Annotated in this window: 35 protein-coding genes and 1 pseudogene; 5 read left to right on the top strand and 31 right to left on the bottom strand. The window is 69.4% G+C overall.

What is annotated here, in order from left to right:
• From rpsE to ACLJPY_RS39015, 24 genes are all read right to left on the bottom strand, one after another.
• The gene (rpsE, locus tag ACLJPY_RS39130) at positions 1–645 is read right to left on the bottom strand and encodes a 30S ribosomal protein S5 (RefSeq protein WP_086675494.1); all 645 of its coding nucleotides are present in this window, start codon (positions 643–645) and stop codon (positions 1–3) included.
• Positions 646–676: 31 nt separating this feature from the next.
• Positions 677–1075 carry a 50S ribosomal protein L18 gene (gene rplR / locus ACLJPY_RS39125; protein ID WP_410596012.1) on the bottom strand — a complete coding sequence of 133 codons (399 nt, stop codon included), beginning with the start codon at positions 1073–1075 and terminating at the stop codon, positions 677–679.
• Between the two features lie 2 nt (positions 1076–1077).
• Positions 1078–1617: a 50S ribosomal protein L6 gene (gene rplF, locus ACLJPY_RS39120; protein WP_410574179.1), complete on the bottom strand. Its 540-nt coding sequence runs from the start codon at positions 1615–1617 to the stop codon at positions 1078–1080.
• 16 nt (positions 1618–1633) lie between these two features.
• The gene (gene rpsH, locus ACLJPY_RS39115; RefSeq protein WP_004558871.1) at positions 1634–2032 is read right to left on the bottom strand and encodes a 30S ribosomal protein S8; all 399 of its coding nucleotides are present in this window, start codon (positions 2030–2032) and stop codon (positions 1634–1636) included.
• A 90-nt stretch (positions 2033–2122) separates the two neighbouring features.
• On the bottom strand, positions 2123–2308 hold the full coding sequence (locus tag ACLJPY_RS39110) for a type Z 30S ribosomal protein S14 (protein ID WP_004558870.1): 186 nt from the start codon (positions 2306–2308) through the stop codon (positions 2123–2125).
• Positions 2309–2312: 4 nt separating this feature from the next.
• Positions 2313–2876: a 50S ribosomal protein L5 gene (gene rplE / locus ACLJPY_RS39105; RefSeq protein WP_004558869.1), complete on the bottom strand. Its 564-nt coding sequence runs from the start codon at positions 2874–2876 to the stop codon at positions 2313–2315.
• Positions 2876–3190, bottom strand: coding sequence for a 50S ribosomal protein L24 (rplX, locus tag ACLJPY_RS39100; RefSeq protein ID WP_013222610.1), 315 nt, complete (start codon positions 3188–3190; stop codon positions 2876–2878). Before rplX ends, rplE begins: the two co-directional genes overlap by 1 nt.
• Positions 3190–3558 (bottom strand): 50S ribosomal protein L14, encoded by a 369-nt coding sequence (gene rplN, locus ACLJPY_RS39095; protein WP_004558867.1) that lies wholly within the window; start codon positions 3556–3558, stop codon positions 3190–3192. Before rplN ends, rplX begins: the two co-directional genes overlap by 1 nt.
• 93 nt (positions 3559–3651) lie before the next feature.
• Complete coding sequence (rpsQ, locus tag ACLJPY_RS39090) at positions 3652–3930, bottom strand: 30S ribosomal protein S17 (protein WP_013222609.1); 279 nt, start codon at positions 3928–3930, stop codon at positions 3652–3654.
• The gene (gene rpmC / locus ACLJPY_RS39085; RefSeq protein ID WP_013222608.1) at positions 3927–4175 is read right to left on the bottom strand and encodes a 50S ribosomal protein L29; all 249 of its coding nucleotides are present in this window, start codon (positions 4173–4175) and stop codon (positions 3927–3929) included. Before rpmC ends, rpsQ begins: the two co-directional genes overlap by 4 nt.
• On the bottom strand, positions 4175–4594 hold the full coding sequence (gene rplP, locus ACLJPY_RS39080; RefSeq protein ID WP_004558864.1) for a 50S ribosomal protein L16: 420 nt from the start codon (positions 4592–4594) through the stop codon (positions 4175–4177). The genes rpmC and rplP overlap by 1 nt, the downstream gene beginning before the upstream one ends.
• A 3-nt stretch (positions 4595–4597) precedes the next feature.
• A complete protein-coding gene (rpsC, locus tag ACLJPY_RS39075) occupies positions 4598–5437 on the bottom strand; it encodes a 30S ribosomal protein S3 (protein ID WP_013222607.1) in 840 nt (279 codons plus the stop codon).
• Entirely contained in the window at positions 5437–5871 is a 435-nt protein-coding gene (gene rplV, locus ACLJPY_RS39070; protein ID WP_410596011.1) for a 50S ribosomal protein L22, read from the bottom strand. Before rplV ends, rpsC begins: the two co-directional genes overlap by 1 nt.
• Before the next feature lie 29 nt (positions 5872–5900).
• Complete coding sequence (gene rpsS, locus ACLJPY_RS39065; RefSeq protein WP_003102083.1) at positions 5901–6182, bottom strand: 30S ribosomal protein S19; 282 nt, start codon at positions 6180–6182, stop codon at positions 5901–5903.
• A gap of 18 nt (positions 6183–6200) precedes the next feature.
• Positions 6201–7037: a 50S ribosomal protein L2 gene (gene rplB, locus ACLJPY_RS39060; RefSeq protein WP_003102084.1), complete on the bottom strand. Its 837-nt coding sequence runs from the start codon at positions 7035–7037 to the stop codon at positions 6201–6203.
• A 15-nt stretch (positions 7038–7052) separates the two neighbouring features.
• Positions 7053–7364, bottom strand: coding sequence for a 50S ribosomal protein L23 (gene rplW / locus ACLJPY_RS39055; RefSeq protein ID WP_003102087.1), 312 nt, complete (start codon positions 7362–7364; stop codon positions 7053–7055).
• The gene (rplD, locus tag ACLJPY_RS39050; protein ID WP_410596010.1) at positions 7361–8050 is read right to left on the bottom strand and encodes a 50S ribosomal protein L4; all 690 of its coding nucleotides are present in this window, start codon (positions 8048–8050) and stop codon (positions 7361–7363) included. Before rplD ends, rplW begins: the two co-directional genes overlap by 4 nt.
• Positions 8047–8703, bottom strand: coding sequence for a 50S ribosomal protein L3 (gene rplC, locus ACLJPY_RS39045; RefSeq protein WP_043781926.1), 657 nt, complete (start codon positions 8701–8703; stop codon positions 8047–8049). Before rplC ends, rplD begins: the two co-directional genes overlap by 4 nt.
• A 31-nt stretch (positions 8704–8734) precedes the next feature.
• Positions 8735–9040, bottom strand: coding sequence for a 30S ribosomal protein S10 (gene rpsJ / locus ACLJPY_RS39040; protein ID WP_003102098.1), 306 nt, complete (start codon positions 9038–9040; stop codon positions 8735–8737).
• A 409-nt stretch (positions 9041–9449) separates the two neighbouring features.
• Positions 9450–10643 carry an elongation factor Tu gene (gene tuf, locus ACLJPY_RS39035; protein ID WP_043781921.1) on the bottom strand — a complete coding sequence of 398 codons (1194 nt, stop codon included), beginning with the start codon at positions 10641–10643 and terminating at the stop codon, positions 9450–9452.
• A 129-nt stretch (positions 10644–10772) separates the two neighbouring features.
• Positions 10773–12872 (bottom strand): elongation factor G, encoded by a 2100-nt coding sequence (gene fusA, locus ACLJPY_RS39030; RefSeq protein ID WP_410596009.1) that lies wholly within the window; start codon positions 12870–12872, stop codon positions 10773–10775.
• A gap of 63 nt (positions 12873–12935) precedes the next feature.
• Entirely contained in the window at positions 12936–13406 is a 471-nt protein-coding gene (rpsG, locus tag ACLJPY_RS39025) for a 30S ribosomal protein S7 (protein WP_003102106.1), read from the bottom strand.
• Positions 13406–13780 carry a 30S ribosomal protein S12 gene (gene rpsL, locus ACLJPY_RS39020; RefSeq protein ID WP_003102113.1) on the bottom strand — a complete coding sequence of 125 codons (375 nt, stop codon included), beginning with the start codon at positions 13778–13780 and terminating at the stop codon, positions 13406–13408. Before rpsL ends, rpsG begins: the two co-directional genes overlap by 1 nt.
• Before the next feature lie 895 nt (positions 13781–14675).
• Positions 14676–14831, bottom strand: coding sequence for a hypothetical protein (locus ACLJPY_RS39015; RefSeq protein ID WP_003102117.1), 156 nt, complete (start codon positions 14829–14831; stop codon positions 14676–14678).
• 157 nt (positions 14832–14988) lie between these two features.
• Here ACLJPY_RS39015 and ACLJPY_RS39010 point away from each other — a divergent pair, with 157 nt between their 5' ends.
• Genes ACLJPY_RS39010 through ACLJPY_RS38995 form a run of 4 tightly spaced genes read left to right on the top strand, consistent with a single transcriptional unit; the run spans position 14989 to position 17714 of the window.
• Positions 14989–15525, top strand: a complete 537-nt coding sequence (locus ACLJPY_RS39010; protein ID WP_410596008.1) for a YbaB/EbfC family nucleoid-associated protein — start codon at positions 14989–14991, stop codon at positions 15523–15525.
• A complete protein-coding gene (locus ACLJPY_RS39005; RefSeq protein ID WP_410596007.1) occupies positions 15525–15857 on the top strand; it encodes an ESX-1 secretion-associated protein in 333 nt (110 codons plus the stop codon). The genes ACLJPY_RS39010 and ACLJPY_RS39005 overlap by 1 nt, the downstream gene beginning before the upstream one ends.
• A gap of 10 nt (positions 15858–15867) precedes the next feature.
• Complete coding sequence (locus ACLJPY_RS39000) at positions 15868–17094, top strand: hypothetical protein (protein ID WP_410596006.1); 1227 nt, start codon at positions 15868–15870, stop codon at positions 17092–17094.
• 2 nt (positions 17095–17096) lie between these two features.
• Entirely contained in the window at positions 17097–17714 is a 618-nt protein-coding gene (locus tag ACLJPY_RS38995) for a hypothetical protein (RefSeq protein ID WP_410596005.1), read from the top strand.
• On the opposite strand, the gene ACLJPY_RS38990 is transcribed toward ACLJPY_RS38995, so the two are convergent.
• The 7 genes from ACLJPY_RS38990 to ACLJPY_RS38960 all read right to left on the bottom strand — a co-directional run bounded on the left by ACLJPY_RS38990 (position 17695) and on the right by ACLJPY_RS38960 (position 23471).
• A complete protein-coding gene (locus ACLJPY_RS38990) occupies positions 17695–17919 on the bottom strand; it encodes a hypothetical protein (RefSeq protein ID WP_103350700.1) in 225 nt (74 codons plus the stop codon). The genes ACLJPY_RS38995 and ACLJPY_RS38990 overlap by 20 nt on opposite strands.
• A 44-nt stretch (positions 17920–17963) precedes the next feature.
• Positions 17964–18431, bottom strand: coding sequence for a hypothetical protein (locus ACLJPY_RS38985; protein WP_410596004.1), 468 nt, complete (start codon positions 18429–18431; stop codon positions 17964–17966).
• A 55-nt stretch (positions 18432–18486) separates the two neighbouring features.
• Positions 18487–18714 carry a hypothetical protein gene (locus ACLJPY_RS38980; RefSeq protein ID WP_410596003.1) on the bottom strand — a complete coding sequence of 76 codons (228 nt, stop codon included), beginning with the start codon at positions 18712–18714 and terminating at the stop codon, positions 18487–18489.
• 12 nt (positions 18715–18726) lie between these two features.
• Positions 18727–18933 carry a hypothetical protein gene (locus ACLJPY_RS38975; RefSeq protein ID WP_410596002.1) on the bottom strand — a complete coding sequence of 69 codons (207 nt, stop codon included), beginning with the start codon at positions 18931–18933 and terminating at the stop codon, positions 18727–18729.
• A gap of 28 nt (positions 18934–18961) precedes the next feature.
• Positions 18962–20668 carry a hypothetical protein gene (locus ACLJPY_RS38970; RefSeq protein WP_410596001.1) on the bottom strand — a complete coding sequence of 569 codons (1707 nt, stop codon included), beginning with the start codon at positions 20666–20668 and terminating at the stop codon, positions 18962–18964.
• Positions 20669–20673: 5 nt separating this feature from the next.
• Positions 20674–22521, bottom strand: a complete 1848-nt coding sequence (locus ACLJPY_RS38965) for a hypothetical protein (RefSeq protein ID WP_410596000.1) — start codon at positions 22519–22521, stop codon at positions 20674–20676.
• Positions 22522–22829: 308 nt separating this feature from the next.
• Positions 22830–23471 (bottom strand): zinc ribbon domain-containing protein, encoded by a 642-nt coding sequence (locus tag ACLJPY_RS38960; RefSeq protein WP_410595999.1) that lies wholly within the window; start codon positions 23469–23471, stop codon positions 22830–22832.
• A 98-nt stretch (positions 23472–23569) separates the two neighbouring features.
• Here ACLJPY_RS38960 and ACLJPY_RS38955 point away from each other — a divergent pair.
• Positions 23570–23668: pseudogene (locus tag ACLJPY_RS38955) on the top strand (Lrp/AsnC family transcriptional regulator); the annotation flags it as partial.
• Positions 23669–23703: the final 35 nt, after the last annotated feature.

The following is a 23703-nucleotide window of genomic DNA, read 5'->3' as shown; positions in this document are numbered from 1 at the left end:
TCAGACCCCCTGGCCGGCACGCTGGCGCAGCATCCGGGCCGGAGCGACGTCCTCGAGCGGCAGGCCACGGCGGGCCGCCACCTCTTCGGGACGCTGCAGACCCTTCAGGGCCGCCACGGTCGCGTGCACGATGTTGATCGCGTTGTCGGAGCCGAGCGACTTCGACAGCACGTCGTGGACACCCGCGCACTCCAGCACGGCACGCACCGGGCCACCGGCGATGACGCCGGTACCGGCGGAAGCCGGGCGGAGCAGGACGACACCAGCGGCTTCCTCACCCGTGATCGGGTGGGGAATGGTGCCGCCGACGCGCGGGACGCGGAAGAAGTTCTTCTTCGCTTCCTCGACGCCCTTGGCGATGGCCGCGGGAACTTCCTTGGCCTTGCCGTAGCCGACGCCGACCTGACCGTCGCCGTCGCCGACGACCACCAGGGCGGTGAAGCTGAAGCGACGACCACCCTTGACGACCTTGGCGACGCGGTTGATCGTCACGACCTTCTCGAGGTGCGGGGTCTTGTCCTGGGCCGCCCCGCCACGGCCGCTGTCGCGCCGGTCGCGGCGGTCGCGACGGTCACCGCGGTCGTTGCCGCCCTGCCCGCCGGGTCCACCCTGGCCGCCGCCGAATTGCCGTGTACGTCCCGGCATCAGGCTTTCCTTCCATTAACGAGCATCTGCATCAGAACTCCAACCCCGCCTCACGGGCGGCGTCGGCGAGCGCGGCGATGCGGCCGTGGTAGGCGTTGCCCCCGCGGTCGAACACCACAGCCGAGATCCCGGCGTTCTTGGCCCGCTCGGCGACGAGGGCGCCGACCTTGGCGGCCTTCGCCTTCTTGTCGCCGTCGGCCGACCGGACGTCCGCCTCGAGGGTGGACGCCGACACCAGCGTGCGGCCGGCCAGGTCGTCGATCACCTGCACGGCGATGTGCCGCGAGGACCGCTTGACGACCAGGCGCGGGCGCTGCTCGGTGCCCGAGACCTTCTTGCGGAGCCGGAAGTGCCGACGGGCCTTCGCGACGCGGCGGCGGGTCGAGATGTCCTTGCCCACCGGCTTGCGCTTCGTAGTCGTGTCGCTCATGATCACTTACCCGTCTTTCCGACCTTGCGGCGGATCTTCTCACCCTCGTAGCGCAGGCCCTTGCCCTTGTACGGGTCCGGGCGCCGCAGCCTGCGGATGACGGCCGAGATCTGGCCGACCTTCTGCTTGTCGATGCCCGAGACCGAGAACCGGGTCGGGGACTCCACCTTGAAGGTGATGCCCTCGGGGGCCTCGATCTTGACCGGGTGCGAGTAGCCGAGGGCGAACTCGAGGTCCGAGCCCTTGGCCTGCACGCGGTAACCCACGCCGTGGATTTCCATCTTCTTCTCGTAGCCGGCGGTGACGCCGACGACGAGGTTGTTCACCAGCGTCCGGGTGAGCCCGTGCAGCGCCTTGGAGGTGCGCTCGTCGTCCGGACGCTTGACCAGCAGCGTGCCGTCTTCGTCGCGCTCGACGGTGATCGGCTCGGAGATGGTGTGCTCGAGGGTGCCCTTGGGCCCCTTGACCTGAATGTGCTGACCATCGATGGTCACCTCGACCCCGGAAGGGACGGCGACCGGCAGCTTTCCGATGCGTGACATGCCTTTACCCCTTCCCTTACCAGACGTAGGCGAGGACTTCGCCGCCCACGCTGTTGCGCTTGGCCTGCCGGTCCGTCTGCAGGCCACCGGACGTCGAAATGATCGCGATGCCCAGTCCGCCGAGCACGGACGGCAGTTCGGTCGATTTTGCGTAGACCCGCAGACCGGGCTTGGAGACGCGGCGCAGGCCGGCGATGCTCCGCTCGCGGTTGGGGCCGTACTTGAGCTCGACGACGAGGTTCTTGTGCTTCTCGCCCGGCTCGTCGTGGTAACCCGCGATGTAGCCCTCGCGCTTGAGGATCTCGGCGATGTTCGCCTTGAGCTTCGAGTGCGGGAGCTTGACCTCGTCGTGGTACGCCGAGTTCGCGTTGCGCAGACGCGTCAAGAAGTCTGCGATGGGGTCGGTCATCGTCATGGTGACCTGTCAACCTTTCTCGCCTGGTTCCCCGCCGCCCGGTACACGGGCGGCAGGGCCTGTGGCGAATCTGGAGTTAAAAAGAAGCTCTTACCAGCTGGACTTGCGGACGCCGGGCAGCTCGCCCGCGTGCGCCATCTCGCGAAGGCAGATCCGGCAGAGCCCGAACTTGCGGAACACGGCGTGCGGGCGGCCGCACCGCTGGCAGCGGGTGTAGGCGCGCACGGCGAACTTCGGCTTCTTCGCGGCCTTGTGGACCAGCGCTTTCTTGGCCATCGGCTCAGTTCTCCTTGAACGGGAAGCCGAGCTTGCGCAGCAGCGCCCGGCCCTCGTCGTCGTTCGTGGCGGTCGTGACGACGGTGACGTCCATGCCGCGGGGGCGGTCGATGGAGTCGGGGTCGATCTCGTGGAACATCGACTGCTCGTTGAGACCGAACGTGTAGTTGCCGTGGCCGTCGAACTGCTTCGGCGAAAGCCCGCGGAAGTCGCGGATACGCGGCAGCGCGATGGTCAGCAGCCGGTCGAGGAACTCCCACATCCGGTCGCCGCGCAGCGTGACGCGCGCGCCGATCGGCTGCCCCTCACGCAGCTTGAACTGCGCGATGGACTTGCGGGCCTTCCGGACCTCCGGCTTCTGGCCGGTGATCGCGGCGAGGTCGCGGACCGCGCCCTCGATCAGCTTGCTGTCGCGGGCGGCGTCGCCGACGCCCATGTTCACGACGACCTTCACGACGCCCGGGATCTGGTGGACGTTGGCGAAGGAGAACTCGGCCTGCAGCTGGCCCTTGATTTCCTCGCGGTACCGCACCTTGAGGCGCGGAGAGGTCTTCTCTGCGGTGGTCATCAGATGTCCTTACCGTTCCGGCGCGAGATCCGGACCTTCTTGCCGTCCTCGCCGATGCGGTAACCCACCCGGGCCGGCTTGCCGTCCGAGTCGACGACCATCACGTTCGAGACGTGGATGGGCGCCTCCTGCGTGACGATGCCGCCGGACTGCGCCCCGCGCTGGGTCTGGCTGATCCGCGTGTGCTTCTTGATCCGGTTCACGCCTTCGACCAGCACGCGCTCGCGCTCGGGGTAAGCCTGGATGACCTTGCCCTTGGCGCCCTTGTCCTTGCCGGCGATGACGACGACCGTGTCGCCCTTCTTCACCTTCATCACAGCACCTCCGGCGCGAGCGAAATGATCTTCATGAACTTTCGGTCGCGCAGCTCGCGGCCCACCGGGCCGAAGATGCGGGTGCCGCGGGGCTCGTTGTCGTTCTTGATGAGCACGGCGGCGTTCTCGTCGAACCGGATGTAGGAACCGTCCGGACGACGGCGCTCCTTGACCGTGCGGACGATGACGGCCTTGACGACGTCGCCCTTCTTCACCCCGGCAGCCGGGATGGCGTCCTTCACGGTGGCGACGATGATGTCGCCGATGCCGGCGTAGCGCCGCCCGGAGCCACCGAGAACCCGGATGCAGAGGATTTCCTTCGCACCCGTGTTGTCGGCTACCCGAAGCCGCGACTCCTGCTGGATCACGTCTACTCCTGTATGTCGCGCCGGTTCTCGCGTGTCTGCGAACGAGTCGCAGTCCGCGAGCCTTGCGGAACTAAGAACTCCGAAGAGCCCTGCTTACTTGGCCTTCTCCACGATCTGCACCAGGCGCCACCGCTTCGTCGCCGACAGCGGGCGGGTCTCCATCAGGGTGACCCGGTCGCCCACGCCCGCCTCGTTGTTCTCGTCGTGCACCTTCACCTTGGTGGTGGAGCGGACGACCTTCGAGTAACGGGGGTGCTTCTTGCGGTCCTCGAGCTCGACCACGATCGTCTTGTTCATCTTGTCCGAGACGACGTAGCCCTCGCGGACCTTGCGGTCGTTCCGGGCCGGCGTCTCGGTGGTGGGCTCGCTCATGCGGCACCTTCACTCTCGGCGTCGGGGGCAACGGACAGGCCGAGTTCGCGCTCGCGCATGACCGTGTAGATCCGCGCGATGTCCGTGCGGACGGTGCGCAGACGGCGGTTGTTGTCGAGCTGCCCGGTCGCCATCTGGAAGCGGAGGTTGAACAGCTCCTCCTTGTATTCCTTCAGACGCAGGACGAGCTCTTCCGCGGTGAGCTCACGCAGCTCCGATGCCTGAGCGGCACCTGCGTTAGCCATCAGAACTCACCACCTTCACGGGTCACGATGCGGCACTTCATGGGCAGCTTGTGGATCGCGCGGCGCAGCGCCTCGCGAGCCGTCTCCTCGTTCGGGAACGAGATCTCGAACATCACGCGGCCCGGCTTCACGTTCGCGATCCACCACTCCGGCGAACCCTTACCGGAACCCATGCGGGTTTCGGCCGGCTTCTTGGTCAGCGGGCGGTCCGGGTAGATGGTCGTCCACACCTTGCCACCACGCTTGATGTGACGGGTCATGGCGATACGAGCGGACTCGATCTGCCGGTTCGTCACGTAGCTGTGCTCAAGCGCCTGGATGCCGTACTCGCCGAAGCTGACCTTCGTGCCACCCTTGGCGGCGCCGTGGCGCTTCGGGGAGTGCTGCTTCCGGTGCTTGACCCTGCGCGGGATGAGCACGTCTCAGCCCTCCGTCTTTTCTGCGGTCTCGGTGGCCGGGGCCGCCGGGGCCTCGGTCGTGGCGGCGGCGGCCGCACGACCGGCTTCGGTCGAGGTGGCGGTCGTGCCCGAGGCGCCGGAACGACGCGGGCGGGACGGCCGGTCGCTGCGGTCGCGGTCGCGGCCACCGCGCGGCGCGCGCTCGGCGGCGTCGCGGGCTTCGCGGGCCTTCAGGCCACCGACGAGCTCACCCTTGTAGATCCACACCTTGACGCCGATGCGACCGAACGTCGTCTTGGCCTCGAAGAAGCCGTAGTCGATGTCGGCGCGCAGCGTGTGCAGCGGGACGCGGCCATCGCGGTAGTGCTCGGAGCGGGACATCTCGGCACCGCCGAGACGACCGCCGCACTGCACGCGGATGCCCTTGACCTGCGGCGAGCGCATGGAGGTCTGGATCGCCTTCCGCATCGCGCGGCGGAACGCCACGCGGTTGGAGAGCTGCTCCGCGACCGCCTGGGCGACCAGCTGGGCGTCGGCCTCGGGGTTCTTGACCTCGAGGATGTTCAGCTGGACCTGCTTCTTGGTCAGCTTCTCCAGCGCGCCGCGGATCCGGTCGGCCTCCGCGCCGCGGCGGCCGATGACGATGCCCGGCCGGGCGGTGTGGATGTCCACGCGGACGCGGTCACGGGTGCGCTCGATCTCGACCTTGGAGATGCCCGCGCGCTCCATGCCGGTGGCGAGGAGCTTGCGGATCTTGACGTCCTCGGCCACGTACTCGGCGTACTGCTTGTCGGCGTACCAGCGCGACTTCCAGTCCGTGGTGATACCCAGGCGGAAACCGTGCGGGTTGATCTTCTGGCCCACTACCGGCCACCTGCCTTCTTCTTGCTCTGAGCCTTCTGCGCGCCGGCCTTCTGCGCGACGACCGGACGCGACTCCACCTCGACGGTGATGTGGCTGGTCCGCTTGCGGATCCGGTACGCGCGGCCCTGGGCCCGCGGGCGGATGCGCTTGAGGGTGGGGCCCTCGTCGGCGTACGCGTTCTTGACCCAGAGCGTCTCCGGGTCCAGCTGAAGGTTGTTCTCGGCGTTGGCCACGGCGCTGGCGAGCACCTTCGCGACCGGCTCGCTGGCCGCCTGGGGGGCGAACCGGAGCACGGCCAAGGCGTCGGCGGCGCTACGTCCCTTGATGAGCTCGATCACCCGGCGCACCTTGGTCGGCGAGTCCCGGACGAAGCGAGCCCGCGCGTACGCCGTAGGCAGTTCAGCCTCGGTCGTCACGTCGTTCTGGGCGTTCATCGCTACTTCCTGTCTGGTTTCGTGCCCGCTCAGCGGCGGCGCGACTTGCGGTCGTCCTTGATGTGGCCCTTGAAGGTCCGCGTCGGGGCGAACTCGCCCAGCTTGTGACCCACCATGGCCTCGGTGACGAACACCGGGACGTGCTTGCGGCCGTCGTGCACGGCGATCGTGTGACCCAGGAAGTCCGGGATGATCGTCGAGCGCCGCGACCAGGTCTTGATGACCGTCTTCTTGCCCGATTCGTTCAGCGCGTCCACCTTCTTGAGCAGGTGGTCGTCCACGAACGGGCCCTTCTTGAGGCTACGTGGCATGTTGTTCTACCTCCCTGCTCAGCGCTTGTTCTTGCCGGTACGCCGGCGGCGGACGATGAGGGCGTCGGACGCCTTGCGGCGACGCGTGCGGCCCTCGGGCTTACCGTTCGGGTTGACCGGGTGGCGACCACCGGAGGTCTTGCCCTCACCACCACCGTGCGGGTGGTCGACCGGGTTCATGACGACACCGCGGACCGTGGGGCGCTTGCCGCGCCAGCGGTTGCGGCCGGCCTTGCCCCAGTTGATGTTGGCGTGCTCGGAGTTGCCGACCTCGCCGACCGTGGCGCGGTTGCGCACGTCCACGTTGCGGATCTCACCCGAGGGGAGACGCAGCTGGGCGTACGGACCGTCCTTGGCGACGAGCTGCACCTTCGCGCCGGCGGACCGCGCCATCTTCGCGCCGCCGCCGGGGCGGAGCTCGATCGCGTGGATCACGGTGCCGACCGGGATGTTGCGCAGCGGCAGGTTGTTGCCCGGCTTGATGTCGGCCCGGGGGCCGTTCTCGACGGTGTCGCCCTGCTTCAGCTTCTCCGGCGCGATGATGTAGCGCTTCTCGCCGTCGGCGTAGTGCAGCAGCGCGATGCGAGCGGACCGGTTGGGGTCGTACTCGATGTGCGCGACCTTGGCAGGGATGCCGTCCTTGTCATTGCGACGGAAGTCGATGACGCGGTAAGCGCGCTTGTGGCCGCCACCCTTGTGCCGGGTGGTGATCTTGCCGGACGAGTTGCGACCGCCCGAACCGCTCAGCGGACGAAGCAGCGACTTCTCCGGGGTGGAGCGGGTGATCTCGGCGAAGTCCGAGACGCTCGAACCGCGACGACCGGGGGTCGTCGGCTTGTACTTGCGGATGCCCATTGTCAGCTCAGTCCTTTACGCGGTGGGTCCGCCGAAGATCTCGATCGCCTTGCTCTCGGGCGAAAGAGTCACGATGGCGCGCTTGGTGTCCTTGCGCTTGCCGAAGCCCGCGCGAGTCCGCTTCCGCTTGCCCTGGCGGTTGGCCGTGTTGACGCTGACCACCTTGACGCCGAACACCTTCTCGACCGCGATCTTGATCTGGGTCTTGTTGGCGTCCGGGCGGACGATGAACGTGTACTTGTGGTCCTCGAGCAGCCCGTAGGACTTCTCGGAGATGACCGGCGCGAGCAGGATGTCGCGGGGGTCCGGAATGGCGACCGAACTCACTTCTCGTCACTCCCTTCCGTGACCTCGCCCGACCGCGCGGAAGCCTTGACGGACTTGCCGCGGACGGGGCCGGCGACGAACGCGTCGTACGCGGCCTTGGTGAACACGACGTCGTCGTTGACCAGCACGTCGTAGGTGTTGAGCTGGTCGGCCCAGAGGATGTGCACCTCGGGCAGGTTCCGCAGGGAAACCCAGCTCAGCTCGTCGGCCCGGTCCAGCACCACGAGCACGCGCTTCGCGGCCGTGACGGCGGCGAGGGCGGTCTTGGCGGCCTTGGTCGACGGCTTCTCGCCGGTCACCAGCTCGGTGACGACGTGCAGCTGGCCGGCGCGGGCCCGGTCGGAGAGGGCGCCACGCAGGGCGGCGGCCTTCATCTTCTTCGGGGTGCGCTGGGTGTAGTCGCGCGGCGTGGGGCCGTGCACGACGCCACCGCCGGCGAACTGCGGCGCGCGGGTCGAACCCTGGCGGGCACGGCCGGTGCCCTTCTGCCGGTACGGCTTCTTGCCGCCACCGCGAACTTCGCCACGGGTCTTCGTGTCGTGCGTGCCCTGGCGCGCGGCGGCCTGCTGGGCCACCACCACCTGGTGCATCAGCGCGACATTGGCCTGCACGTCGAAGATCTCCTCGGGGAGGTCCACGGTGCCGTCGGCTTTACCGGCCGGGGTCTTCAGCTCGACGCTTGTCATTCGGAGTTACCACCCTTCGCGGCGCTGCGAACGAACAGCACGCCGCCCTTGGGACCGGGCACGGCGCCCTTGATCAGCAGCAGGCCGTCGTCGGCACGCACGGCGTGCACGGTCAGGTTCTGCGTGGTGACCCGGTCGTTGCCCATCCGGCCCGCCATGCGCAGGCCCTTGAAGACGCGGCCGGGGGTGGCGCAGCCACCGATCGAACCCGGCTTGCGGTGCACGGCCTGGGCACCGTGGCTCGCGCCCTGGCCCTTGAAGCCGTGGCGCTTCATGACACCCGCGTAGCCCTTGCCCTTGCTGGTCCCGGTCACGTCGACCTCGACGCCGGCAGCGAACACCTCGGCGGTGATCTCCTGGCCGACCTCGTAGGTCTCGGCGTCGGTAGTGCGCAGCTCGGCGAGGAACCGGCGCGGGGTCACGCCCGCCTTGTCGAAGTGGCCCGTGCGCGGCTTGTTCACCTTGCGCGGGTCGACCGCGCCGAACGCCAGCTGCACGGCCTTGTAGCCGTCCTTTTCCTGGGTCCGAACCTGGGTGACCACGTTCGGACCGGCCTTCACGACAGTGACCGGGACAACCCGGTTCTGCTCGTCGAAGACCTGGGTCATGCCGAGCTTGGTGCCCAGGATGCCCTTCATCTGCCTGTCAGACATGAGTCTCTTATCTCCGCCGCTCGCCCAACGCTTACTGGATGTTGACGTCGACGCTCGCCGGCAGGTCGATGCGCATGAGCGCGTCGACCGTCTTCGGCGTCGGGTCGAGGATGTCGATCAGACGCTTGTGCGTGCGCATCTCGAAGTGCTCGCGCGAGTCCTTGTACTTGTGCGGCGAGCGGATGACGCAGTAAACGTTCTTCTCGGTGGGCAGCGGCACCGGCCCGACAACCCGGGCGCCGGTGCGCGTGACCGTCTCCACGATCTTGCGCGCCGAGGTGTCGATCGCCTCGTGGTCGTAGGCCTTGAGCCGGATGCGGATCTTCTGTCCCGCCATGGTGGCTGCTCGTTCCTTGTCGTCTCGTGCCGCTATCTCACAAACCCCGCCGGGTGTTTCCACCCTGAGCCTGGGTTTCCGCAGTTCAACGGCCTTGTCCCCGGTCCACGCGGTCGGGCGTGTCGCGCCCGACGCACAGACGGATCCCGCGGGATCGTCGTCTTGCCTGGTCTTCCTCAACGTGAGGAGGCCATGAGCCGGCTGGGCCTTCGCAAGCGTGGCCGTCTCACTGCCTTTGCCCGCTCGCCTCACCCGTAGGGAAGAGCTCCGCGGACCGTGGCCACTCGCACCGAGGCGGCCGGACCCCAAAGGGATCGGCCGCCCCAGGACGAGCAACCAAAATAGTGTCGCACACGTGAGTTGACGCCCTGCACCCGGGGGTGTATTACCCGGACGCAGGGCGCCTACGTCACTTGATGATCTTCGTGACCTGGCCCGCGCCGACGGTCCGGCCACCCTCGCGGATGGCGAAGCGCAGACCCTCGTCCATCGCGACCGGCTGGATCAGCTGGACCGAGATGTCGGTGTTGTCGCCCGGCATGACCATCTCGGTGCCCTCGGGGAGGGTCACGACGCCGGTCACGTCGGTGGTGCGGAAGTAGAACTGCGGGCGGTAGTTGTTGAAGAACGGGGTGTGACGGCCACCCTCGTCCTTCGACAGGATGTAGACCCGGCCCTCGAAGTCGGTGTGCGGGGTGGTGGTGCCCGGCTTCACGACGACCTGGCCGCGCTCGACGTCCTCGCGCTTGATACCGCGGACCAGCAGGCCGACGTTGTCGCCCGCCTGGCCCGAGTCGAGCAGCTTGCGGAACATCTCGACACCGGTGACGGTGGTCTTGGTCGACTTCTCGCGGATACCCACGATCTCGACCTCTTCGTTGACGTTGATCTGGCCGCGCTCGACGCGACCGGTCACCACGGTGCCACGACCGGTGATGGTGAAGACGTCCTCGATCGGCATCAGGAACGGCTTGTCGAGCTCACGCACCGGGTCCGGCACGTTGTCGTCGACGGCGCTCATCAGCTCGAGAACGGCCTCGGACCACTTCTCGTCGCCCTCGAGGGCCTTCAGGCCGGAAACGCGCACGACCGGCGCGTCGTCGCCCGGGAACTCCTGCGAGGACAGCAGCTCGCGGACCTCCAGCTCGACGAGCTCGAGGATCTCCTCGTCGTCGACCATGTCGGCCTTGTTCAGCGCGACCACGATGTAGGGCACGCCGACCTGGCGGGCGAGCAGCACGTGCTCACGGGTCTGCGGCATCGGGCCGTCGGTGGCGGCCACGACCAGGATCGCGCCGTCCATCTGGGCGGCACCGGTGATCATGTTCTTGATGTAGTCCGCGTGACCGGGGGCGTCGACGTGCGCGTAGTGACGCTTCTCGGTCTGGTACTCGACGTGCGAGATGTTGATCGTGATGCCGCGCTGCTTCTCTTCCGGCGCGTTGTCGATCTGGTCGAACGCCCGCGACTCGTTCAGCTCCGGGTACTTGTCGTGCAGCACCTTGGTGATGGCCGCGGTCAGAGTCGTCTTGCCGTGGTCAACGTGACCGATGGTGCCGATGTTGACGTGCGGCTTGGTCCGCTCGAATTTCGCCTTCGCCACTGGAATGTCCTCCTGGACTGATTTCGCTTTGTGCTCGTGGGGCGGCGTGGCTGCCGCCCCACGATTGTTCCTTCGTCGGTGCTGCGGACGTTCAGGAGAGTCCCTAATGCCCGCGAGCGCCGGGGGGAGTTATTCCCCCGTCGCCTTCGCGATGATTTCCTTCGCGACGTTCGCGGGAACCTCGGCGTAGGAGTCGAACAACATGGAGTAGTTCGCCCGGCCCTGGGTGCGGGACCGGAGGTCACCGACGTAGCCGAACATCTCCGACAGCGGGACCAGCGCCTTCACGACGCGGATGCCCGCACGCTCCTCCATGGCCTGGATCTGACCACGGCGGGAGTTGAGGTCACCGATGACGTCACCCATGTAGTCCTCGGGCGTGGTCACCTCGACCGCCATCATCGGCTCCAGGATCACCGGGCCGGCCTTCTTCGCGGCTTCCTTCATCGCCATGGAACCGGCGATCTTGAACGCCATCTCCGAAGAGTCGACCTCGTGGTAAGCACCGTCCAACAGGGTGAACTTCAACCCGACGAGCGGGTAGCCGGCCAGGACGCCGTACTGCATCGCGTCCTGCGCGCCCGCGTCCACCGACGGGATGTACTCCCGCGGCACGCGACCACCGGTCACCTTGTTGTCGAACTCGTAGAGCGCGCCGTCGGTGCGCTCGAGCGGCTCCAGCTTCACGATGACCTTCGCGAACTGGCCGGAACCACCGGTCTGCTTCTTGTGGACGTAGTCGAGCTTGTCGACCGTCTTCTTGATCGTCTCACGGTAGGCGACCTGCGGCTTGCCGATGTTCGCCTCGACCTTGTAGTCGGACTTCATCCGGTTCACCAGCACCTCGAGGTGCAGCTCGCCCATGCCCGCGATGATCGTCTGGCCGGTGTCCTCGTCCAGCTTCACCTGGAACGTCGGGTCCTCTTCGGCCAGCTTCTGGATCGCCAGGGACAGCTTCTCCTGGTCGGCCTTCGTCTTCGGTTCGATCGCGACCCGGATGACCGGCTCGGGGAACGTCATCGACTCCAGCACGATCGGGTTCTGCGGGTCCGCCAGGGTGTCACCCGTGGTGGTGTCCTTCAGCCCGATGACCGCGTAGATGTGGCCGACCTGGGCGTCGTCGACCGGGTTCTCCTTGTTGGAGTGCATCTGGAAGATCTTCCCGATGCGCTCCTTGCGCTCCTTGGTCGCGTTGACGACCTGCGCCCCGGCGGCGACCTTGCCCGAGTACACCCGGATGTAGGTCAGCTTGCCGAAGAACGGGTGCGCGGCGATCTTGAACGCGAGCGCGGCGAACGGCTCGTCGACCGACGCCTTGCGGGTCGCCACGGTCTCGCCGTCGGGCAGCAGGCCCTCGACGGCCGGGACGTCCAGCGGGGTCGGCAGGTAGTCGATGACCGCGTCGAGCATGGGCTGCACGCCCTTGTTCTTGAACGCGGAACCGGCCAGCACCGGGAAGACCTGGCTGCTGATGGTGAGCTTCCGGATGCCGGCCTTGATCTCGGCCTCCGTCAGCTCCTCACCCTCGAGGAACTTCTCCATCAGCGCGTCGTCCGCCTCGGCGACGGTCTCGACGAGCTTCTCGCGGTACTCGGCGGCCTTCTCGGCCAGGTCGGCCGGGATGTCCTCGATCGAGTAGTCCTCGCCCTTCTGGACCTCGCCGCGCCAGGTCAGCGCCTTCATGCGGACCAGGTCGACGACGCCTTCGAAGTCGTTCTCGGCGCCGATCGGCAGCTGGATGACCAGCGGGCGCACGCCGAGGCGGTCCACGATGGTCTTCACGGTGTAGTAGAAGTCCGCGCCCAGCTTGTCCATCTTGTTGACGAAGCAGATGCGCGGGACGTCGTACTTGTCCGCCTGCCGCCAGACCTGCTCCGACTGCGGCTCGACGCCTTCCTTGCCGTCGAAGACCGCGACCGCGCCGTCGAGCACCCGCAGGTTGCGCTCCACCTCGACGGTGAAGTCAACGTGCCCGGGGGTGTCGATGATGTTGATCTGGTGGTCGTCCCAGAAGGTGGTGGTGGCAGCCGAGGTGATGGTGATACCCCGCTTCTGCTCCTCCTCCATCCAGTCCATGGTGGCGGCGCCGTCGTGGACTTCACCGATCTTGTAGTTGACCCCGGTGTAGAACAGGATCCGCTCGGTGGTGGTGGTCTTGCCGGCGTCGATGTGCGCCATGATGCCGATGTTGCGGACCTTGTTGAGGTCGGTCAGCACTTCACGTGCCACGAGACTGTTCCCCTGTTCTCAAGCTTGGGGCCCGGCATGGCTTGGTCGACAGCCGGGCGGTGATCACCAGCGGTAGTGCGCGAAGGCCCGGTTGGACTCGGCCATCTTGTGCGTGTCTTCGCGACGCTTCACGGAGGCACCGAGGCCGTTGGAAGCGTCCAGCAGTTCGTTCTGCAGGCGCTCGATCATCGTCTTCTCGCGGCGGGCCTGCGAGAAGGAGACCAGCCAGCGCAGCGCCAGCGTGGTGGAGCGGCCCGGCTTGACCTCGATCGGCACCTGGTAGGTGGCACCACCGACGCGGCGGCTCTTCACCTCGATGGTGGGCTTCACGTTGTCGAGGGCGCGCTTCAGCGTGACGACCGGGTCGGTGCCGGTCTTCTCGCGAGCGCCTTCGAGCGCGCCGTACACGATGCGCTCGGCCAGGGACCGCTTCCCGTCCTTCAGCACCTTGTTCACCAGCTGGGTGACCAGCGGGGAGGCGTAGACGGGGTCGGAGATCAGCGGCCGCTTCGGGGCCGGACCCTTGCGGGGCATTAGCTCTTCTCCTTCTTCGCGCCGTACCGGCTGCGCGCCTGCTTGCGGTTCTTGACACCCTGGGTGTCGAGCGAACCGCGGATGATCTTGTAACGGACACCCGGAAGGTCCTTCACACGACCACCGCGCACGAGCACCATCGAGTGCTCCTGGAGGTTGTGGCCCTCACCGGGGATGTAGGCGGTGACCTCGATGCCGCTGGTCAGCTTCACACGCGCGACCTTGCGCAGCGCCGAGTTCGGCTTCTTGGGGGTCGTGGTGTACACGCGAGTGCACACGCCGCGCCGCTGCGGGCTCCCCTTGAGGGCCGCCGTCTTCTGCTTGGCAGCCTTGTCCTGGCGGCCCTTGCGGACCAGCTGCTGGATCGTGGGCAATGGACCAGCTTCCTGTCGTGATCTGCTTCTTCGTGTCTTCACCGGCCCCCGCGGTCGGGCGTGTCGGCCCGCGTCACGGTCTCGCGACCGGTAACTTCCCGGAGGGATTTCCGTCGGAACCCCGACCTGCCGAAGCCGGTGACCGGGTGCCTGAGCACCCCGCCCATGCGCACGGCACGCGGAGCGGCCCGACGCATGCCGGGCACGGTCTCCAAAGATACCCGCCCGGGTCCGGGAGGAGCGCGGCGGGGGGTCTGTAGGTCGACGAACCTCCAGCGTACCTCTCAACGCCCCCGCGCTGCGGGACATTCCCACGCCTCGGGTCGGCGGCCGGTCACGGTGGTCCGGGCCGCCAGGGGCGGGGTTCGCTGACGTAGTCAACGCGGGGAGGTGGCGGGGCATTCCCGGCCTGGGCCGGCGGTGGCTTGACCGGCGGCGGCTTGACCGGCGGCGGGCGCTCTCGGGTGGGCTGGCGGCGGGGCCATGCCGGGGCTTGGCCAGTGGCGGGCTCTCGGATGGTCCGGCGGCGGGGCCAACCCGGGCTGACCGGAGGCTCGGCCAGCGGCGGGCTCCCCGGGTTGGGCCGGCGCCGGAGCCAACCCGGCGCGGGCCAGGGGCTCGGCCGACGGCGGCGTTCACGTGTCACTCGACGGGCCGCGGGCTTCCACCTGCGGCTGGGCGGGCTGCATCGGCCACGGCATTACCTGATGGGCTGGGCGGGCTCAGCCGACCTCGGGCACTCCCCCGTCCGCGCCGGGCGAGCCCGGCCGGCGGTTTCAGTGCCTCACCTGGGCGACCGCGGGCCAGGCAGGCGCCGGGCGCAACGCCCGGTCATCCCGCCGAAGCCAGCCCGGTGAGCGGCCGCCGCCCCTGCTGCGGCGGCCGCCCCTCTCCCTCAGTCCTCGTCCGGCTTGGCGTGGTCCGGCTTGCCCGGGTTCGGGTCCCGGGACAGGTCGATCAGCGGGTGCACTCCCGCACCCTCCGGGGCCGCGTGGCTGCCCGTCGACTTCGGTTCTTCGGCGGGGCCTCCGGCCCCTTCGGTGCTGGTCATCACACACTCCTCGCGCTTCGTCCCCTGCTTCCCTCTCCGGCGGAAACCTACCCATTACCCGGTCGGGTGATGCAGTGGGATCGGATCGGCCGTTCCGTGCGTCACAGTGCGGTCGGGGGGTCACGATGGGTGTCCTCCGAAACGGGAAGGCGGGCGCATGTCGGGCGAGTTCGAGCACCTGGTGGCCGAGTTCGAGCGGTTCCAGGCGGGCATCCGCAGCGCCGACGAGCGGTTCGGCGGGCTCGGGGCGATGCGGCAGGAGCTGACCGAGCTGCGGGCGAGCGCCGCGTCGGCGGACGGGGGTGTCACCGTCGTCACCGGGCCCGGCGGGGCCGTCCTGGACGTCCGGTTCACCGAGGCCGCGCTCGCCAAGGGGCCGCAGGCCCTCTCGGCCACGCTGCTCGCCACCCTGCGGGAGGCCGTCGGCGAGGCGGCGCGACGGCAGGCCGTGCTCGTCGAGGCGCACATGGGCAACGACCTCGGCCTCGTCGACCAGGTCCTCGAAACGCAGGCCGTGGCGTTCGGAACCACCGTCGAAGAACTGCGGTCGAAGCTGCCGGGAGACCAGCCGCAGGCCGAGGACTTCTCGGAGCAGCGGGTGCTGCGCCCGGCCGAACCGCCGCCGGCGCCGCCCGCGGCGGGCCCGTCGGCGGGTGACCGCTTCCTGCGCTCCCTGTTCGACGAGGTGGACTGATGGGCGGCGGTTACCGCGTCCAGGTCGACGCACTGCACGAGTACGTCAGTGACCTGGGCAAATACCGTGAACAGGGCGCGAAGCTCACCGAGCAGGTGGCCCAGTCGGACGTCGGCGGCAAGTCGTGGGGCGTGGTCGGCGTCTTCACCAAGGGCGGCTACGACGACACCCTGCGCGAACTGCAGTCCCTGCTGGCGTCGATCGCGGACGGGCTCGCCTCGGCGCAGGCGAAGCTGACCGACGCGGCGAACGTCTACCAAGGCGTCGAAGACGACCACAAGACCTTCTTCGGCCAGGTCGAGACCCTGCTCGACGGGCCGGGAAAGCACTGAGGGGGAACGCATGGCCGAGGTCGAAGACGTCGCGAGCAGGATCACCGTCAAGTCCGAAGACCCGGAGACCGTGCTCGGCGTCAACGTCGGCAACGCGGTCAAGGCGACGCCGTTCGTGGGCGGCGCCGTCGCCGTCGGCAAGGACGCGGTCTCGGTGACGAAGGCCGTCTTCGCGCCGCACCCCGACGGCGCGGACATCACCCTCGCACTGGGCACGATCGCCACCGACACCGCGAGCTTCATCCAGTCCAGCTCCGCCACCATCACCGACATCGCGACCGACCCGCTCGGCTGGCTGGTCGGGCAGGGGCTGAACTTCCTGGTCAACGCCGTTCAGCCGATCCAGGACGCGATCCACTTCGTCAGCGGCGACGGGCCCGCGCTGAGCGTCGCGGCGGAGAACTTCGGCGCGATCGCGACCGGGCTCGACGAGCTGGCGAAGAACTTCGCCGAGGTCGCCGACGCTTCGCTGAAGGACTGGGAGGGCGACGCGAGCAACGCGGCGAAGGCCGCGCTCGGCGAGTTCGCGCACGGCATCGAGGGCGTCGCGGGCAAGTCCGGCGACCTCGCCCGGATGCTGCAGCTGAACAGCATGTTGATGAGCTTCGCCGAAGACCTGATCAAAGCCATCCTCACGGAGTTCGTGACCTGGCTGATCCTGCTGTGGGTGCCGGCGCTGGCCGCCGCGGTGCCGACGTGCGGGGCCTCGCTGTCCGCCGCCGCGCCGGTCACCGAGGTCAAGGCGGCCCAGACGACCGCCAAGACCACGCAGAAGGTGAACAAGCTGCGCGAGCTCCTGCAGAAGGTGCTCGACTGGCTCCGGAAGCTGCAGCAGAAGTTCGCCTCGACGACGCTGGGCAAGTCGCTGACGAAGATCGCGGAAGAGAACGAGGGCAAGGACCTCCTCCAGAAGGCCGCCGGCGACCAGGGCCTGATCGGCAAGCGCTGGGCGAAGGCGTTCGAGAACCCGGTCCTCGACGCGGCCGGCAAGGTCGACTACCGGAAGACGATGCTGAAGGCCGGCGCCACCGAGGCGCTGAAGAAGGGCAGCGAAGCGGCGGTCAAGGGCATCCTCGGCTACAACCCGGCCGCCCCCGGCGACCACCCGGCCAAGACGGTGAACGACCACCTCGGCAAGCTCACCAGCCACGTGAAGAACGCGAAGAAGGCGAGCGACTACGACGGGACGGGCCGCGACCAGTCCGTCGAAGAGACCCGCGAAGAGCTGGACTTCTGACGATGCAGACGCTCTTCACGATCGGTGTCCTGGTGGTCGTGGCCGCGGTGGCCGGCGCGATCTGGTGGCGGTCGCAGCGGCGGGCCGCCGCGGGCCGCGCGGGTCACTGGTTCCGGGCGTTCGCCGCGGAGCGGGGCGGCACGTTCGGCAGCGGCGACGGCGGTGGCTGCCCCACCTTCGGCGTGGTTCACCCCACCGGGCGACCGCTGACGGGACCGCCGAGCGATCCCTGGGCCGAGTTCCGCCTCGGCGACCGGCCGGTGCTCGCGATCGACACGCGGGAGTCCTACCGGCACTTCGACGACCACACGTACTTCCGGGACCTGCACGTCACGCAGGTGCGCGTGCCGCCGGGCCCGCAGCTGCGGATCGTCCCGGGCCGGCCGGTGTCGATGCCGACGCTGCCCCCGGGCTCGCCGCTCGACGGCGAGCTGGCGCGGTGGCTGGCGGCGAACCCGCGGTTCGGGCAGCGGGAGGTCGTCGTCGAGAACGGCGCCGCGCGGACCTGGGGAGCGGGTTGCGCGACGCGGGAGAACGTCGTCGCGGAGGCCCGGTACCTCGCCGACCTGGCCGATCACCTGCCCGCCACGCTGTGGAACGTCAGCGGCGGCGCGTCGTGAGGTGGGTCAGGCCGGCCGACAACGCGAAGACCAGACCGAGGCCGACGACGTAGGGCCCGGCGAGGAGGGCGAACCCCGCGCCGATGTTGGCGTCGGGTTGGTCCGACGTGGCCCGGAAGCCGATCGCCCCGACGGCCAGCAGGACGGCGCCCGCGGTGATCAGCACGACGGCGATCACCGTGAGGCGTTTCGTGACGGGCGTCATGCGTTCATGGTGCCCGGGACCGCGCGGATCCGCCGGACGGCGGCTCAGCCGAGGCGTCCCGTGCACGCGGCCACTTCGCCCGGGGCCGACTTCTGCGCCGTCACCACCCGGCCGGCCAGGGAGATGCGGCATCCGACCGCGCCGCTGCCCTGGCCGAGCAGCTGGACCGAACCGGGTGCCGCCCAGGAAAGCTCCTTCCGCCACGGCAGGCGGACGTCGAGTTCCTGGTGGACCAGGCCGAGGCCGTTGCTGTCGTAGACGACCGTCGCCGTGCCGGAGCCCGTCAGCTCGTACGTCACCTGGTAGCCCGAAGGCGCCGGCGGGGCCGAGGTGTAGGTCGCCGTGGCGAGGATCGTGCGCGGCGGTACCGACGACGGCGACGGCTCGCCGACCACCGCGACCACCGGCGACTGCGGCGGCGGCCCGTCGTCACCGAGGATGAAGATGCCCGCGGTCACCGCCGCGATGGCGATGAGCGCGATGGCGAGCCTGCCCAGCAGCTGCCGGTTCACGGGGACTCCCAGGGAAGAGGTGGCGGCCCCTCGCGCGGAGGGGCCGCCGCGGGGATCAGAAGGAGGGCAGGATCTTGCCCGGCACGCCGTTGATCGACTGGATCAGGCCGAGCACCGGGACGCCGAGCGGGGCGAACGTCCAGATGTTGTTCAGGCCGCTCGTGTCCGGCTCGTCGACCACCACGACACCCGGGGTGTCGGCCAGGGCGGGGGCCGCCGCGCCGAACAGGGCCGCTCCGGCGAGGACCGCGGCAGCGGTCGCGCGGACGAGGTTCTTCTTCATGGCAGGCACCTTTCAGGAAACCGCGGTGATGAGGCCGAAGACGGGAGCGAGCAGGCCGACCGGCTGGCCGAGCGGGCCGAGCACGCTGCCGAGGTCGACGCCGGGGACGAGCCAGACCGGGCCCTGGACCGGGTCCGCACCGGCGACGCCGCCGGCCAGGCCGGTGAACGCCGTCGCCGCGGCCAGCGGCAGCAGCACGCGGGCAGCTAGACGCTTCATGCGCTTTCCTTTCCTCTGAAGGGTTTTTTCAGCGGAGAACCGACGTGATCGGCACGATGGTTCCGTCGGGGACCCACTGGCCCGCGTAGTCGCGGTCCATCACCATTCCGGTGGCGTGGGGTTCGGTGGGGTACATCGGCATGGCGTTGACCTGGGCCGCGGCGAAGATCTGGACGTCGCCCGCGGCCCCGCCCGCGCCGAGCCAGCTGCGGAAACCGCCGAGGGTCGGGCTTTCGCCGCCGAAGCGGTTGCCGACCGCCACGGCGTACCCGACCGCGGTGGCTTCGCGGGGGTCGAACCGCAGCGGCAGGGACGCGCTCGCCACGGCGTTGACGATCGGCCCGTTCAGCAGCCACGGCGCCAGGTACAGCCCGTACTGGTGGGTGGGCTGCAGGCGCTGCAGCTCGGCCGCCCGCGTCATCGCCAGGTACCCGGCGCTCCAGCCGGAGACGACGACGAGCGCGGTGTCGGGACCGGCGTCCGGCCGGACGGCCAAGCCGGTCCGCGCCGCGGCTTCCCGCACCAGCTTCGCCGCCGCGACACCGCGCGGCGAGTCGTCCGACACCAGCGTGAGCGCGGCCGGCTTCCGGGCGGCGAGGAACTCCACCAGCTTGACCAGCGCTCCCCCGTCCTCCGGGGCGAGCGCGTCGGCCGGGCACGCGGTCAGCACGTCGGCGCGGCCGGCGACCAGGCCGCCGAGCGCCGCCGCCGCGCATTCCGGCGCGTCCGCGCCGTCGATCGGCGGCCCGGGCGCGGTGCCCGCGTCGACCTCGACGACGGCCGTCGTGCCGCCGCGGTGGATCTCCAGCTCGCTGCGACCGGGCGGGAGGTCGACGTCGGCCCAGGTGCCCTCGGCGCCGGGTCGCGCGACGGCCTGGGTGATCAGGCCGCCGCGGACGCCGGCGGCGAGGTCGCCGCCCGCGCTCGCCGGGAAGTGCACGACGTTGTGCCCCGGCCGTTGCGGGCTGACCAGCACCGGGAACCCGGGCTCGTCGGCCAGCAGCGGCACGCCCGGCACGGGCAGCGGCGGCGGCACCGGGACCGCGCCGAGGGCGCTCCAGGCGCCGAACGCGAGCGCGACGGCGGCCGCGCCGAGGCGGTAGGCGCGGGCCCGCAGCACGACCGCGAGCCCGCTCACCACCACGGGCAGGACCACCACGGCCACCACCACGAACCCGAAGACCGTCGTGCCCAGCCGCCGGTCGAACCCGAGCCCGGACAACCCGAACCGCACCGCCCCGGCGACGACGAACAACCCGCCGAGGGTGATCGCCAGCGGTCCCGGCCGGACGGCCGAGGTCGACACCGGACCGAACAGCGCGAAGCCGAACCACACGGCCGTCGCGGCGACGAACACCGAGTCGAGCGCGAAGCCGACGCCCGTGCCGCCGAGCGAGGTTTCGAGGACGACCAGCGCCAGCAACGCGACCGACGCCCAGCGCCCGGCCCGCGGCCACCGCAGCAGGAGCGGCACGGCCATCGCGAGCACGACGTGCACAGCGAGCGCGACGACGTTGACGTCGACCGCGAACGCCGACACGACGGCGAGCAGCGCGGACAGCCCGCCGAGGCCGGACAGCGTGAGCTTCCGCGGGCGCGTCAGCTCACCCACGAGCGGCCGCAGCAGCCCGCCGCCCGCGAGGAACGCCGTGGCCAGCAGCAGCGCCAGCCGGAGCCCGAGCGCGAGCAGGTCCACTGTGGACGATCCGGTCCCCGGGTCGTGGTGGTGGTCCATCGTGCCTACCTCACGTCCGCGTCCGCGGCCACGAACAGCTCGGAGTGCGGCTTGGCGTTGCCGAAGTCCCCGTGCGGCCACGACTTGCGGTTGAAGTTGATGCCGACCTGGCCGGTGAACTCGTCCCGGAAGTCCTGGTCGACCGTGACCTTCCCGTCCGGCCCGAGGTTCAGCAGGTTGACCTTGTGGTCACCGTCGAGCCCGGACCGCGCGACGAAGTAGTTCGACACCGCGAGGTGCTGCGGCGACGTGGTTTCGTGGTAGAAGCCGTCGTCGCCCAGCGTGAGGTTGTCGTAGGCGCCCCAGTGCGGGCCCGCGCCCGGCGTGCCCGGGTTGATCGGGGCCGCGCCGACGACGGTCGGCAGGTCGCCGCCCCCGCCCTGCTGCGCCTTCGCCTTCGTGTCGACCCGGCCCTCGATGTCCTCGATCCGGTCGCCGGCGTTGACCAGCTTTTGGATGTCGAGGACGTAGACGCCGCCGGTGGTGCCGGGGTCGTCGGCCGAGAGGGTGCCCTTCTGCCGCCCGACGATCGCGCGGTAGAGGTACTTGTCGTCCGGGCTCGTCTGGATCCAGCCGCCGTTGGAGCTGGCGCCGTTCGAGTCGTTGTTCGCGTAGATCGCCTTGTTGGCGGTGCCGTCGTCGAACACCTCGATCCAGTGCGGCTCGGCCGCGGTGATGTCCGGCGTGTAGAACACCGCGCCGCCCTGCATGGTCTGGGCGAACGCGCCCTTGTGGCCGGGCAGGTTCGTCACGGTCGTCTCCATGACCGCCCGGCTCTCGGCGTGCAGCGGGTCGGCCGGATCGGCGCGCGGGCCGTCCTGCAGGTACGACACCGCCCTCAGCTTCGGGTGGTTGCGGTCGGAGATGTCCCAGGTCCGCACGGTCGGCCGGCGCAGGTACGGCGACGGCTGCTTCACCGGGTCGAGGATGATGTTGCGCGGCTCGGCGTAGTCGCTCGTGACGAGCGTGTTCAGGTCCTCGCGGGCCTGGATGCCGTGCGGGTTGGCGCAGGTCGGTTTGCCCAGCTGCGGCAGGTTGTCGCAGAGCTTGGCGTTGTCGCCCTGCGGCGTGGCCGCCGGGGACTCCGAAAGCACCTGCGCGTTCTGTCCGAAGTGGACGACCTCGCCGGGGCTGCCCGCGAAGCCGTTGCCGATCTGGGTGGAGCCGTCGGCGTACGAGTGCGGGCCGGGCGCGACCGGGCCGCCCATGTACGTGCCGTACGCGGTGCCGTCCTTGAGCACCCAGTAGGCGTCCGGGACGCTGCCGCCGAGGGTGTTCGTCGGCAGGCTGACGCCCTTGAGCTTCAGCTGCGGCAGCGCGCTGACGTCGAAGGCGTAGGTCGCGGCGGCGAACAACGCGCCGGCGTAGATCGTGTCGCCCTTGTGCCACACGTACTGCATGTGGTGCGGCTCGTTCTCGACCAGCGGGCCGACCGTGGCGGTGTTGACGACCTTGCCGTACGTCGGCGAGCCCTGCGTCGCGTCGATCACGGCGAGGAAGTCCGGGCCGGGCAGGGCGTTCTTGAGCTTGTTCAGGCCGCCGCCGAGCGTGCCCGGCAGGTTCTTGACGTCCTTCACCAGCGTGTCGGCGATGTTCTCGTCACCGGCCCAGACGAGCAGCCACTTCTTGCGCGTGCCGCTTTCCGCACGCGCGAGGTCCTTCGTCACCAGGTGGTTCTGCACCCAGTACTGCTTGCCGTCGGACGCGGTCTTCGCGTCGGTGACGGTCTGGACGTCGGCGTAGGCGCCGGTGGCCGAACCGGTGTACGTGACCGCGCCGGCCGCGAGGGCGAGTGCGGCGGCGCCGGTCACCACCTTTCGCCACCGGCCCGGGCGCAACGGAGTTGGTCGCATGGTTCTCCTGTTCTTCATCGCGGACGGAAACCGTTGGGACACAACGGAAAGCTGACGTCAGCCGACCAGGACGGGATACTGGCGCCAACCGGACGAAGGGTCCAGCCGTGATCAAAGAATGGGAACCGACCCGAAAGGGTTAATCTCCCACGAAGTGGGCCGATTTGACGCGGCCCGCTGCGCCGAACGGGTGAGCAAGTGCGCTAGACCAACCGGCGGTGTCACGGTTGGTCACAACGGCGCAGCCCCGGCGCCTGAACGCCGGGGCTGCGAGTTATGGATTCGTTATGAAGTGCCGGGAACTTCGCTCAGAGCTTGGTGCCGCAGTCCGAGCAGAACAGCGCGCCCGGCTTGTTGCTTTCGCTCCCACAGCCGCCGCAGGCGACCTTCAGGGCCAGCGAAGTGCCGCACGAAGAGCAGAACTTGCCGCCGTCGGCCTTCAGGCCGCAGCCCGGGCACGTCACCTTCGCGCGGGTGTCGATGTCGAGGCCGGACGTCCAGTCCTTCTCGCGGGCCTTGTCCCAGATCTGGTCGCGCTGGGCGGACGCCTGGGCGCGGGAGATCTCCTCGGCGACGCTCGGCGAGCAGCGCAGGCACTGGCCGATCTCGTCGTTCCAGCACTGCGACTCGCACATCCAGTCACCGCAGCCGCGGCACTGGCGGAAGCTCGGGGTGATCTCCTGGACCGCCGCCGCCAGGGCCTTGTCCTTGGCCGGCGAGTTCGTCGCGCGGTCGTAGCGCCACTGGTCGGCCGAGTTGCTCAGGTCGCGCAGCGTCCCGCCGAAGAACGAGCCGACCGCGCGGAGCACGCTCCGGCCGGTCTCGACGTTGTCGCGCTGGAAGGCGGAACGGAAGCCGTTGCCGCAGCGTTCGCACCGGAACTCGAACTGGTACCCCTGCGTGTTCGAGAGGTCCGAGAAGTTGTCCGTGAAGGGCACAGAGTCAGCCACGGCCCATCTTGTGCGGCTGCCCGCGCCGGCCGGGACGAGAGATTTGCCGACAACGGCCCGGCTACCGCCCGTCACGAGCGGCGGATCGGCCGGTCGGACCGGCGGTCGCCGAGCGGGTCCGGCGGCTCGAAGAGACCGGGGTGATCACCGGGTACCGCGCGCCGGACGACTTCCTCCGGGCGGCCGGAGCCCCCGTGTCGCGCGGCAGCCTGCACTGAAAAAGCGCCCCCGG

This window comes from Amycolatopsis sp. lyj-23, assembly GCF_046549135.1.
Classification (GTDB): domain Bacteria; phylum Actinomycetota; class Actinomycetes; order Mycobacteriales; family Pseudonocardiaceae; genus Amycolatopsis.
The sequence above is the reverse complement of the archived record's forward strand: the minus strand, read 5'-3'. Positions and strand labels throughout refer to the sequence as shown.

Excerpts from the sequence above, each read along its gene's own strand:
- rpsE (WP_086675494.1), bottom strand. The coding sequence starts at position 645 with ATGCCGGGACGTACACGGCAATTCGGCGGCGGCCAGGGTGGACCCGGC.
- rplR (WP_410596012.1), bottom strand. The coding sequence starts at position 1,075 with ATGAGCGACACGACTACGAAGCGCAAGCCGGTGGGCAAGGACATCTCG.
- rplF (WP_410574179.1), bottom strand. The coding sequence starts at position 1,617 with ATGTCACGCATCGGAAAGCTGCCGGTCGCCGTCCCTTCCGGGGTCGAG.
- rpsH (WP_004558871.1), bottom strand. The coding sequence starts at position 2,032 with ATGACGATGACCGACCCCATCGCAGACTTCTTGACGCGTCTGCGCAAC.
- ACLJPY_RS39110 (WP_004558870.1), bottom strand. The coding sequence starts at position 2,308 with ATGGCCAAGAAAGCGCTGGTCCACAAGGCCGCGAAGAAGCCGAAGTTC.
- rplE (WP_004558869.1), bottom strand. The coding sequence starts at position 2,876 with ATGACCACCGCAGAGAAGACCTCTCCGCGCCTCAAGGTGCGGTACCGC.
- rplX (WP_013222610.1), bottom strand. The coding sequence starts at position 3,190 with ATGAAGGTGAAGAAGGGCGACACGGTCGTCGTCATCGCCGGCAAGGAC.
- rpsQ (WP_013222609.1), bottom strand. The coding sequence starts at position 3,930 with ATGAGCGAGCCCACCACCGAGACGCCGGCCCGGAACGACCGCAAGGTC.
- rpmC (WP_013222608.1), bottom strand. The coding sequence starts at position 4,175 with ATGGCTAACGCAGGTGCCGCTCAGGCATCGGAGCTGCGTGAGCTCACC.
- rplV (WP_410596011.1), bottom strand. The coding sequence starts at position 5,871 with ATGAACGCCCAGAACGACGTGACGACCGAGGCTGAACTGCCTACGGCG.
- rpsS (WP_003102083.1), bottom strand. The coding sequence starts at position 6,182 with ATGCCACGTAGCCTCAAGAAGGGCCCGTTCGTGGACGACCACCTGCTC.
- rplB (WP_003102084.1), bottom strand. The coding sequence starts at position 7,037 with ATGGGCATCCGCAAGTACAAGCCGACGACCCCCGGTCGTCGCGGTTCG.
- rplD (WP_410596010.1), bottom strand. The coding sequence starts at position 8,050 with ATGACAAGCGTCGAGCTGAAGACCCCGGCCGGTAAAGCCGACGGCACC.
- rplC (WP_043781926.1), bottom strand. The coding sequence starts at position 8,703 with ATGTCTGACAGGCAGATGAAGGGCATCCTGGGCACCAAGCTCGGCATG.
- rpsJ (WP_003102098.1), bottom strand. The coding sequence starts at position 9,040 with ATGGCGGGACAGAAGATCCGCATCCGGCTCAAGGCCTACGACCACGAG.
- rpsG (WP_003102106.1), bottom strand. The coding sequence starts at position 13,406 with ATGCCCCGCAAGGGTCCGGCCCCGAAGCGGCCGCTGATCTCCGACCCC.
- ACLJPY_RS39015 (WP_003102117.1), bottom strand. The coding sequence starts at position 14,831 with ATGACCAGCACCGAAGGGGCCGGAGGCCCCGCCGAAGAACCGAAGTCG.
- ACLJPY_RS39010 (WP_410596008.1), top strand. The coding sequence starts at position 14,989 with ATGTCGGGCGAGTTCGAGCACCTGGTGGCCGAGTTCGAGCGGTTCCAG.
- ACLJPY_RS39005 (WP_410596007.1), top strand. The coding sequence starts at position 15,525 with ATGGGCGGCGGTTACCGCGTCCAGGTCGACGCACTGCACGAGTACGTC.
- ACLJPY_RS39000 (WP_410596006.1), top strand. The coding sequence starts at position 15,868 with ATGGCCGAGGTCGAAGACGTCGCGAGCAGGATCACCGTCAAGTCCGAA.
- ACLJPY_RS38995 (WP_410596005.1), top strand. The coding sequence starts at position 17,097 with ATGCAGACGCTCTTCACGATCGGTGTCCTGGTGGTCGTGGCCGCGGTG.
- ACLJPY_RS38990 (WP_103350700.1), bottom strand. The coding sequence starts at position 17,919 with ATGACGCCCGTCACGAAACGCCTCACGGTGATCGCCGTCGTGCTGATC.
- ACLJPY_RS38980 (WP_410596003.1), bottom strand. The coding sequence starts at position 18,714 with ATGAAGAAGAACCTCGTCCGCGCGACCGCTGCCGCGGTCCTCGCCGGA.
- ACLJPY_RS38975 (WP_410596002.1), bottom strand. The coding sequence starts at position 18,933 with ATGAAGCGTCTAGCTGCCCGCGTGCTGCTGCCGCTGGCCGCGGCGACG.
- ACLJPY_RS38970 (WP_410596001.1), bottom strand. The coding sequence starts at position 20,668 with ATGGACCACCACCACGACCCGGGGACCGGATCGTCCACAGTGGACCTG.
- ACLJPY_RS38965 (WP_410596000.1), bottom strand. The coding sequence starts at position 22,521 with ATGCGACCAACTCCGTTGCGCCCGGGCCGGTGGCGAAAGGTGGTGACC.